The organism is Acinetobacter sp. 243_ASPC, from assembly GCF_001054715.1.
In the GTDB taxonomy this organism is placed as follows: Bacteria; Pseudomonadota; Gammaproteobacteria; order Pseudomonadales; family Moraxellaceae; genus Acinetobacter; species Acinetobacter soli.
Window position 1 is genome coordinate 82,138 of sequence record NZ_JVOR01000007.1, and the last position, 10,044, is coordinate 92,181.

The following is a 10,044-nucleotide window of genomic DNA, read 5'->3' on the forward strand; positions in this document are numbered from 1 at the left end:
CTTGCCAAGAACAATCAGGAAGCTCAAGTAACGAATTGTTAGTGCGAAGAATTATGTCAATTCTTCGCACTTTTAATTTTATTCTTCTTCAGGTGGTAGCAGCATTAAGACCGAATCATTTAACAACTGTGCTAGATCTTCAAGAAATTCATCATGATCAAATTGCGCATCAAACGTTAATACCTGACCATCTGCAAGTGCTTTTAGCAGTGGGGCAAACCTATCATCGATACAACACGCTTCACCATTGGCCCAAAACAGTAACTGATCATCCTGTTGGGTATAAAGCAATCGAGATGCAGGCTCCAGACATAGCTCATAACCCGTTGACAAAATTTCGCGTAAGTCATCGGCTTCAATTTCGTCAGGTTCTGGAATGTTATCTGGATACTTAGGTTCAGACATCAGCGCAACTAAGGCGTGTTCAAAGTCGCTTGAATGCTGAAGCTGATCGAGTACTTTAGCCTTTAAGTAAGCCAGCTCGTTACTGGTCATTTCTCCAATCTGGCCCACCTGATCTCGCATGATATCAATCACGGGATTTTTGAGTAAGGCGTTGTCTGCAAATCGATCGCTCACTCGATCCATCATGGTCGCAACGTTTGGCATACGAAAACCAAACGAAAAAGTGAGGCAGTCATCTTCTGCAACGCCATAATGCGACAGCCCAGGTGGTACGTACAGTAAATCGCCTGGCGCTAAAACTTCATCAAAGTGAACATCCATTTCTGGTAATAACTTGAGGGGCTGACCTGCGACAAACGCTGTGTTTTCATCGCACATTTGCCCAAGTTGCCAACGGCGATGACCGTATCCCTGAACCAGAAAAACATCATAAAAGTCGAAATGCTGGCCTACTGAGCCACCTTTAGGGGCGTAAGACACCATAATGTCATCTCGTCGCCACTGTGGAATAAACGGAAATTTTTTCCAAAGTTCTGCCAGATCAAAAGAATAATGATCTACAGCCTGAACCAACAGTGTCCAGAGCTTTGGTAATTTCTGAAAATCACCCTTAATCAGTGGAGATGATTTGACACTCCATTGGTTTGGATCTTTGTCTTTTTGCTTAATCAGACGAGCACTGACTGTTTCCTCTAGGGCCAGTTCTTTCACATCATCAGGTTCAAGAATATTGATAATTTCAGGCATGGCGTTGCGAACCAGCAATGGTTTTTTTTGCCAATACTCATTTAAAAATTGTTCTGCGGTGATTCCGCCAAGTACATCAAGAGGAAGAGACATAGAGTGCCTATAATTAAATTAAGGTAAAGCAACACCGAAAGAGCGGAGAATACGACACACTTGAATTAATGGAAGGCCCATCAGCGTGGTCTGATCTGATCCTTGCATCGATTCAAATAAGCTGATGCCTAGTCCTTCACATCGAAAACTCCCTGCACACTGTAAAGGTTGCTCGATGGCGACATAGCGCTCGATTTCAGCATCGGTCAATACCCTGAATTTTACCTGATAATGCTCGATAAGCGTGTGTTCAAAACCTGAAGCTCTATGTTGTATGCTCAAACCTGTACTAAAACACACCGTTTGACCCTAATTTTGCTTGAGCTGTGCAATGGCATTTTCAGCGCTCAGCGGCTTTCCAATAAATTGATCGGGCTGATGAATACGCCATGCAACCTGATCCGAACCAATCACTACAGCATTTGGATAGTCTTTTGCAATATGCTGCGCCTTTTCGTAGGCCAAACGAGATGCGAGTTGATCGGCATGTGTTTCGCCACGTGATGTTTCGTCAATATCTGGAGATAGGGAAGTATAGGTGATGCCCAAACGATCCATTAATGCTTTACGGGTCTGACTGCTCGACGCCAAAATAATTTGCTGCATGGTGCTTAAACCGCGTAGTCGAGCAAGATATCTAAGGGAACATAACTCAGCACCGATTGATGACACGCATGTAATTTCACATTGGGCGCTTTGCCTGCCTGATAGGCTTCCACCCAGCGAGACACACAGATACACCAGAAATCACCAGGTTTTAAGCCCGGAAAACCAACTTCTGGTAGCGGCGTAATCAAATCATTGCCGACTTTTTGTGAAAAGCTCAAAAACTCCGAGGTCATTTCTGCACAAACAGTATGTTGACCGAGGTCTGTGGTGGCTGTATGGCAAAATCCATTTCGGAAATACCCTGTAATTGGATCGAAACAACAGCTTGCCAACGGTTCGCCAAGTACGTTTAACTTATTAATTTTTGGATCTGGATGAATAGACATAAGGCTTTGCATCGTAATTTCGTAGTACAACTCCATCTATCATAATGAAAATGAAGACGTTCGACAGCTTTTCTATAAAAAAACTCACTTTTTTTATCATAATCATTTAAAATGTCGCCATTTATAATTTTCATAAGAGTAAAAGAGAGCACTCAATGAACTTTAAGCGTATGACGGACCTCGACTTAAATACAAAACGAGTATTAATTCGTGAAGATTTAAATGTACCCGTAAAAAATGGTCAAATTACCAGTGATGCCCGTTTACGTGCTGCATTGCCTACCATTCAAGCTGCATTGGCTCAAGGTGCTGCAGTCATGGTGTGTTCTCATTTGGGGCGTCCTGTTGAAGGTGAACCTAAAGCCGAGCAATCGTTGGCTCCAGTCGCTGAGTATCTTTCTAAGGCGCTTGGGCAAGACGTTAAACTTTTGACAGATTACCTCGAAGGTGTTGAGGTTGCGTCAGGTCAAGTGGTTTTGCTTGAAAACGTGCGCTTTAATCATGGTGAAAAGAAAAATAATCCTGAACTTGCTCAAAAATATGCAGCACTTTGCGATGTATTTGTAATGGATGCCTTCGGTACAGCGCACCGTGCAGAAGCGTCGACAGAAGGCGTTGCACGTTTTGCACCGGTTGCAGCGGCAGGGCCATTGTTGGCAGCTGAACTTGACGCTTTGGGCCGTGCTATGGAAACTCCTGAAAAACCAATGGTCGCAATTGTAGCGGGCTCGAAAGTTTCAACGAAGCTTGATGTGCTCAATTCACTCTCTACTATCTGCGATCAGTTAATTGTGGGTGGTGGTATTGCCAATACTTTCCTTGCTGCTGCGGGTTATAATGTAGGCAAATCACTATATGAAGCTGATCTGATTGAAACGGCAAAAAGTATTGCCGCTAAGGTGAGTGTGCCATTACCAACTGATGTGGTCGTAGCAGACGCTTCGCAAATTCATTTTGATGATTTCTTGGGCTCACTTGCCTCAGCACAAGCCACGATCAAGCCAGTGAGTGATGTTGCTGACAATGACATGATTTTAGATGTTGGCCCAGATACAGCAAAAGCATTTGCCAAAATTTTAGAAGCGTCTAAAACTATTTTATGGAATGGCCCTGTGGGTGTGTTTGAAGTCGATCAATTCGGCGAAGGCACCAAGGCTTTATCTACAGCCATTGCTGAATCTGCAGGTTTCTCGATTGCAGGTGGTGGTGATACATTGGCAGCAATTGATAAATACAACGTTGCAGACAAGATTAGCTATATTTCAACAGGTGGCGGTGCCTTCCTTGAGTTCGTTGAAGGTAAAACTCTACCAGCAGTAGCTGTATTGCTCGAACGCGCTTAATCACTCACTTGGTTAAAAAAACCGGCCTGAAGGCTGGTTTTTTTTCATATGAGATTCATCGAACTGTCATATATCTGCAATAAAATCTGTCCAACGAATCACCCGTGATGAGACAATCTGATGAAGTTAAACATTCTACTCGCTGCGTTAATTATTGCACCATTAACATTGACTGCATGTTCTAAAAAGAACGATGCACCGGCAGCACAGCAAGGACAGTCGGCACCAGCAGATGAAAAAGTGACACCAGAGCAGCAAGCTGCAATTGATGCTTTGGATAAGCCCGTTATGGATGAAAAAAATACAGATATTCCAGAGTCTGTTTCGAATGCGCCGGCAGATGCAGCGACACCTGCTGCTGAAAATGCTGGAGCAACTGAGCAGAATCAAGAAAAAGCCAAGTAATACGCTTTGGTTTTATAAAAGTCCCTGCAAATACAGGGATTTTTTTTTGAAATTGTGTGATTTGTTGCTGAATTGAAATACATGACACTGTAGAATAGGTGCCACTACCTGGGAGGATATTATGGCACTTATCTCATTGCGCCAGCTCTTGGATCACGCTGCAGAACATAACTACGGCGTACCAGCGTTTAATGTAAACAATCTTGAGCAAATGCGCGCGATCATGTTGGCAGCGGATGAAACCAACTCACCTGTAATTGTTCAAGCTTCGGCAGGTGCACGCAAATATGCAGGCGCTCCATTTTTACGTCACTTGATTTTGGCAGCAATCGAAGAATGGCCACATATTCCGGTGGTAATGCATCAAGACCATGGAACCAGCCCTGATGTATGTCAGCGTTCGATTCAGTTGGGCTTTAGCTCGGTCATGATGGATGGATCACTTGGTGCAGATGGTAAAACGCCAACGTCTTATGATTACAATGTCGATGTAACACGTCGTGTTGTTGAACTCGCGCATGCGTGTGGCGTATCTGTAGAAGGCGAAATCGGATGCTTGGGCAGTCTTGAAACTGGTCTTGCTGGTGAAGAAGATGGTGTCGGTGCAGAAGGTGTATTAGACCATTCACAGCTTTTGACTTCTGTTGAAGAAGCAACTCAGTTTGTTGCAGATACCAATGTCGATGCTCTTGCAATTGCAGTAGGTACTTCACATGGTGCTTACAAGTTTACCCGTCCACCTACAGGCGATATCTTGGCGATTGACCGCATTAAAGAAATTCATGCTGCGTTGCCAAATACACACCTTGTGATGCACGGTTCAAGTTCTGTACCACAAGACTGGTTGAAAATTATCAACGATAACGGTGGTCAAATTGGTGAAACTTACGGTGTGCCAGTAGAGCAACTTGTTGAAGCAATCAAGCACGGTGTACGTAAAATCAACATCGATACCGATTTACGTTTGGCTTCAACCGGTGCAATTCGTCGTTTCATGGCGGAAAATCCTGCCGAATTTGACCCGCGTAAATATTTTGCAAAAACTGTTGATGCAATGAAACAAGTATGTATCGAACGTTATCAATCATTTGGTACAGCAGGCAATGCAGACAAAATTCGTCCTATTTCTTTAGAAGCGATGGTAAGTCGTTATAAATAATTAGCTCGACGTTTTGAAAAGCCCACTTGTTGGGCTTTTCTTTTTTTATGAGGCAATACCATGGGATTAATTGTGTTGGCAGCATGTTGTAGCGTGCTGGTGTCTGTTTTACTCAAATTGCTCAAATCGAAAGGCTTTGAACCGCTTCAACTGATTGTCTGGAATTATGTAAGTGCCAGCCTGCTGTGCTTTTTATGGTTTCAGCCAGATATTGCGCATCTGTCTGTTCAACATACGCCGTGGTGGTTAATTATCGTGTTAGCAATGGCATTGCCGAGCGTATTTTTATTACTTGCCAAGTCGTTACAGCACGCCGGTATCGTAAAAACTGAACTTGCACAGCGTCTTTCAGTGGTGTTGTCGTTGCTGGCCGCTTTTTTTATTTTTCATGAGGTCATGAGTACCTTTAAAGTACTTGGTATGGGATTAGGACTCATCGCGGTTGCCTTGATTGTGATGAGCAAAACCGAGCATGTTTCAGTCAATCATCGAAAAGCATGGAGCGGGTTGGTTGGCGTCTGGGCTGGATATGCACTAATTGATATTTTACTTAAATATACCAGCAGTTTAGGCCTGAAATTACCAATGACGTTGAATCTGGTATTCATCTTGGCATTCGTATTTTCCTTTGTTTATGTCTATGTGTTTGCAAAACAAAACATGCAAATTAAAAATGTTTTGGGTGGTTTGCTACTTGGAGGTTTCAATTTTGCCAATATTGCGTTGTATGTTCAGGCACATGTGCTGCTCAAAGACAGTCCTGCGATTGTATTTGCAGGCATGAATCTGCTCGTTGTGGTATTTGGTGTGTTAAGTGGAATGCTCATATTTAAAGAGCGTACCGATTGGAAAGCTGTGCTTGGTCTGATCTTGGGAGTTCTTGGAATTCTGTGCTTAGCGAAAGCCATGTAAATTGCTACATCGGACAGAGTGTTTTGCCCGATGAGCACTAGGTATTATTAAAGTGTGGTAAAAATAACTGCGTCATCGAGGCGAGATTTAGGTAATTGGGCATTGAAATCGCTTTCACTACGATAGCCTAGTGACACAATGACAGATGGGCGCAATCCTTTTTCAGCAAGTGCAAATTCCTGACTGATGATTTCTTCGTCGAATCCACCCATCGGCGTGGCATCGACGCCTTCTAAACCTGCCGCTAGTAAAAGCTGACCCAGCGCAATAAAGGTTTGATTTTCCATCCAGCCATAAAGATTTTGCTGCTCGTTTCGATAATATTCGACATAGCCTGCACGAGTTTGACCTTGAGCTTCTTTGGCTTTTTCGTCTTTAAAACGTCCGTTCAAATCATCTTGTTTGAGGAGCTGCTCTAGATGTTCCTGTGTGACATCGGTACGCGTACAAAAAATAATGCTATGTGAAGCATCTAGTACCTTAGGTGCATTATAGGCATAACGACCTGTCAGTCCTTTGGCGATTCGTGTTTTGGCTTCGATGTTGTCTGCAATTAAAAAATGCCAAGGCTGAATATTAACCGATGACGGTGTTAAACGAAGAATTTCGAGTAAGCGTTGAAATTGGTGGTCTGGAATTTTTTTTGAAGCGTCGTACGCTTTTGTGGTGTAGCGCATTTGTGTGGCGTTTAATACATTCATCATTAAAACCTTTTAGTTACACTCAATAAATATGAAGCGAATCAAGGTTTTTAGCATAGCCTAAGCAGTTTTTTGTTTAAACCACTAAAATAAAATTTAGTGTATTGTCCACTCAATAAACTCATATTGTCCGTTTTCATGGACTTCTAAAATCATGGCGCATCCTTCTTTTTCACGCCAGTCACCCAACACGATGCGAGTTTTATCATAGGTATGATGGATTTGAGGACGGTGTGTATGTCCATGAATGAGAATATCGGGATATTGGAGTGCCTGATGAACGGCGGCATCGTTGACATCCATAATGTCATAGCTTTTTTGTTGTTTTTGGTCGTGGCTTTTTTGTCGAAATCCATTCGCGAGTCTTTGTCTAAAGCTTAAAGGTGTACGTTTTAAAATCGCGATCAGTAACGGATTGCGGATAATCTTTTTAAAGCGTTGATAGGCAATATCATCGGTACAGAGTGCATCGCCGTGCTCAATTCGATAGTGAACGCCTGCAATGTTTAATTCATAGACATCGGGGAGTAAAGTACCAGCAAATTGTTTTAAAAATTCAGCACCCACTGCAAAGTCTCGATTTCCAGCCTGAAAATAAACCTGATTTCCAGCTTGGTGAAATACGATCAGTGCAGCGACAATTTCATCTAGCCAAGGTGCGCTGTAGTCATCGCCAATCCAGGCATTAAACCAGTCGCCCATAATATAAAGCTGGGTGTTATGGTCTTGATAGTGTATCAATAAATCTAAAAACCCTCGAACGAGTCGAGGGTGTTCAGGTGACAGATGCAAATCTGAGATAAACAGATAGGTCACGAATAGATCCGTCTAAAATTATTCAGCGATAATTTTAGCAGATTCAATCACAACATTTTCAAGAGGAACGTCGGCGTGGTAACCACGATTACCAGTACGAACACCTTTGATTGTGTTTACAACGTCTAAACCTTCAACAACTTTACCAAACACCGCATAACCCCAACCTTGCGCAGTTTTACCTGTGTGGTTGAGGAATGAGTTGTTTTTAACGTTGATAAAGAATTGTGCAGATGCAGAGTGAGGCGCTTGGGTACGTGCCATAGCAATCGTGCCTTCGTCATTGCTCAAACCATTATCTGCTTCGTTTTCGATAGAATCGCGAGTGGCTTTTTCTTTAAAGTTTTCGTCCATGCCGCCGCCTTGGATCATAAAACCATCAATGACGCGGTGAAAAATCACGCCGTCATAGAAACCATCACGAACATATTCCAAGAAGTTAGCAACTGTTTTAGGCGCTTTTTCAGGGTTAAGCTCAAGAACAATACGACCTTTATTGGTGTTTAATTCGACTTGAGGAAAACTCATTACATAATCTCCTAATCATGGACACGAAAGCCATGGGTTTTTTGGTTGAGAGAAGCATAAGCAAACTGTAAACTACATGGCAAGTAAAAACGTAAAAATCTTTGTTAAAAAACAAAGATTGCTTTACATTCATTCAAAATTTAACGTGTAAGAAGTGAAATATCTATATGAAGCCAAATGATGTTGTTTCAACTGTGCCTAACTCTCCGACATCTACGCATGCACCTGTCGATTCTGCGCAGCAAGAACAACAGGTAGGCTTAGACTTTGTAAGACAAGTCATTACAGAGGATTTAAATGCTGGTCGTACCGAAACGGTGGTGACTCGTTTTCCGCCTGAGCCAAATGGCTACTTGCATATCGGACACGTCAAAGCCATCTGCTTGAACTTTGGTGTAGCAGAAGAGTTTGGAGGCTATTGTAACCTTAGATTTGACGACACCAACCCAGATGCTGAAGAACAAGAATACGTAGATGGGATTGCCAACGACGTAAAATGGTTAGGTTTCGACTGGCAAGGTGAGCCGCGCTATGCATCGAGCTATTTTGATCAGCTTTACACGTGGGCAGTGCAACTGATTGAGCAAGGCGATGCTTATGTCGACTTGCAAACCCCTGACGAAATCAAGCTAAACCGCGGTAACTTTGTTGAACCTGGTAAAAACTCACCTTATCGTGATGCAAGCGTTGCGGAAAATCTCGAACGTTTTGAAAAAATGCGTGATGGGACGTATCCAGAAGGTCATGCAGTGTTACGCGCCAAGATTGATATGACTAGCCCAAATGTACATATGCGTGATCCGATCTTGTACCGAATTTTGCATTCAGAGCATCACCAAACAGGCAATACATGGAAAATTTATCCAATGTATGACTATGCGCATCCGTTGTCAGATGCCATTGAGGGTGTAACGCATTCACTATGTACGCTTGAGTTTCAAGATCACCGCCCATTTTATGACTGGATCATTGAAAAAGTTCACTCAAACGCAGTTCCACGTCAGTATGAATCTTCGCGTTTAAATGTGGATTACACTATTACATCTAAGCGTAAGCTTCGCCGTCTGGTTGAAGGTGGCTTTGTAAATGGCTGGGATGATCCACGTATGCCAACGGTTGTGGGGATGCGTCGTCGCGGGTTTACACCAGAAGGCTTACGTGATTTCTGTAAACGTGTGGGTGTGTCTAAAACAGACGGTATTGTTGATGTGGCCATGCTCGAGTTTTGTATTCGTCAGTCACTTGAAAATACTGCTGGCCGCGGTATGGCAGTGCTCAATCCATTAAAGGTGACCTTAACCAATTTGCCTGAAGCATTGGATCTTGTGCATGCCCGCCATCCAAATGTGGATATGGGGGACCGCGTGATTCCATTAACTTCTGAGCTTTACATTGACCGTAAAGATTTTGAAGAAGTGCCACCAAAAGGCTTTAAACGTTTGGTACCAGAGGGCGAAGTGCGTTTACGCCATGCTTATGTCATTAAATGCGATGAAGTCATCAAAGATGCAAGCGGCGAAGTGATTGAGTTGAAATGCTCGATTGATCCAGATACTTTAGGTAAAAACCCTGAAGGGCGTAAGGTAAAAGGTGTGATTCACTGGGTATCTGCAACCAAAGGACTTCCTGCCGAAGTGCGTATTTATGACCGTCTGTTTACCGAAGCAGATCCTGAAACGGGTGATGATTTCTTGGAAAACCTCAATCCAGACTCACTAAAAGTAATGCAAGCTTATATTGAGCCTGCACTGGCAGAGGCTGCACCGGAGCAACGTTTCCAGTTTGAACGTGAGGGTTACTTTGTTGCAGATCGTTATGATCATACGCCTGAAAAACCAGTCTTTAACCGCATTTTAGACTTAAAAGACAGCTTTAAACCTGAGAAAAAATAAGGCGATAGCCTTATTTTTTCGCAAGGCTCCGCAGGGTAAAGTGATATA

10 protein-coding genes and 1 pseudogene are annotated in these 10,044 nt (G+C 43.0%); 5 read left to right on the forward strand and 6 right to left on the reverse strand.

The features are described from left to right. Positions 1-78: 78 nt before the first annotated feature. The 3 genes and pseudogenes from ADA42_RS00890 to ADA42_RS00900 all read right to left on the reverse strand — a co-directional run bounded on the left by ADA42_RS00890 (position 79) and on the right by ADA42_RS00900 (position 2,240). Positions 79-1,245, reverse strand: a complete 1,167-nt coding sequence (locus ADA42_RS00890; RefSeq protein WP_048763103.1) for a cupin domain-containing protein — start codon at positions 1,243-1,245, stop codon at positions 79-81. An 18-nt stretch (positions 1,246-1,263) separates the two neighbouring features. Further along, a pseudogene (locus ADA42_RS00895) lies at positions 1,264-1,851 on the reverse strand (Maf family protein). A gap of 5 nt (positions 1,852-1,856) precedes the next feature. Beyond that, positions 1,857-2,240 (reverse strand): DUF2237 family protein, encoded by a 384-nt coding sequence (locus ADA42_RS00900; RefSeq protein WP_039909918.1) that lies wholly within the window; start codon positions 2,238-2,240, stop codon positions 1,857-1,859. A 155-nt stretch (positions 2,241-2,395) separates the two neighbouring features. Here ADA42_RS00900 and ADA42_RS00905 point away from each other — a divergent pair, with 155 nt between their 5' ends. The 4 genes from ADA42_RS00905 to ADA42_RS00920 all read left to right on the forward strand — a co-directional run bounded on the left by ADA42_RS00905 (position 2,396) and on the right by ADA42_RS00920 (position 6,059). Next, on the forward strand, positions 2,396-3,583 hold the full coding sequence (locus ADA42_RS00905; RefSeq protein ID WP_004937344.1) for a phosphoglycerate kinase: 1,188 nt from the start codon (positions 2,396-2,398) through the stop codon (positions 3,581-3,583). A 120-nt stretch (positions 3,584-3,703) separates the two neighbouring features. After that, positions 3,704-3,988, forward strand: coding sequence for a hypothetical protein (locus ADA42_RS00910; protein WP_004937345.1), 285 nt, complete (start codon positions 3,704-3,706; stop codon positions 3,986-3,988). A 121-nt stretch (positions 3,989-4,109) separates the two neighbouring features. Beyond that, positions 4,110-5,147, forward strand: a complete 1,038-nt coding sequence (gene fba / locus ADA42_RS00915; RefSeq protein WP_004937347.1) for a class II fructose-bisphosphate aldolase — start codon at positions 4,110-4,112, stop codon at positions 5,145-5,147. Between the two features lie 60 nt (positions 5,148-5,207). Beyond that, positions 5,208-6,059, forward strand: coding sequence for a DMT family transporter (locus ADA42_RS00920; protein WP_048763104.1), 852 nt, complete (start codon positions 5,208-5,210; stop codon positions 6,057-6,059). Positions 6,060-6,106: 47 nt separating this feature from the next. On the opposite strand, the gene nfsB is transcribed toward ADA42_RS00920, so the two are convergent. The 3 genes from nfsB to ADA42_RS00935 all read right to left on the reverse strand — a co-directional run bounded on the left by nfsB (position 6,107) and on the right by ADA42_RS00935 (position 8,104). Beyond that, a complete protein-coding gene (nfsB, locus tag ADA42_RS00925; protein ID WP_414629804.1) occupies positions 6,107-6,763 on the reverse strand; it encodes an oxygen-insensitive NAD(P)H nitroreductase in 657 nt (218 codons plus the stop codon). A gap of 93 nt (positions 6,764-6,856) precedes the next feature. Continuing rightward, positions 6,857-7,576, reverse strand: coding sequence for a UDP-2,3-diacylglucosamine diphosphatase (locus ADA42_RS00930; RefSeq protein ID WP_048763106.1), 720 nt, complete (start codon positions 7,574-7,576; stop codon positions 6,857-6,859). A gap of 18 nt (positions 7,577-7,594) precedes the next feature. Beyond that, positions 7,595-8,104: a peptidylprolyl isomerase gene (locus ADA42_RS00935; RefSeq protein WP_004937354.1), complete on the reverse strand. Its 510-nt coding sequence runs from the start codon at positions 8,102-8,104 to the stop codon at positions 7,595-7,597. A gap of 167 nt (positions 8,105-8,271) precedes the next feature. On the opposite strand from ADA42_RS00935, the gene ADA42_RS00940 reads away from it, so the two are divergent. Beyond that, the gene (locus ADA42_RS00940; RefSeq protein ID WP_048763107.1) at positions 8,272-9,996 is read left to right on the forward strand and encodes a glutamine--tRNA ligase/YqeY domain fusion protein; all 1,725 of its coding nucleotides are present in this window, start codon (positions 8,272-8,274) and stop codon (positions 9,994-9,996) included. Positions 9,997-10,044: the final 48 nt, after the last annotated feature.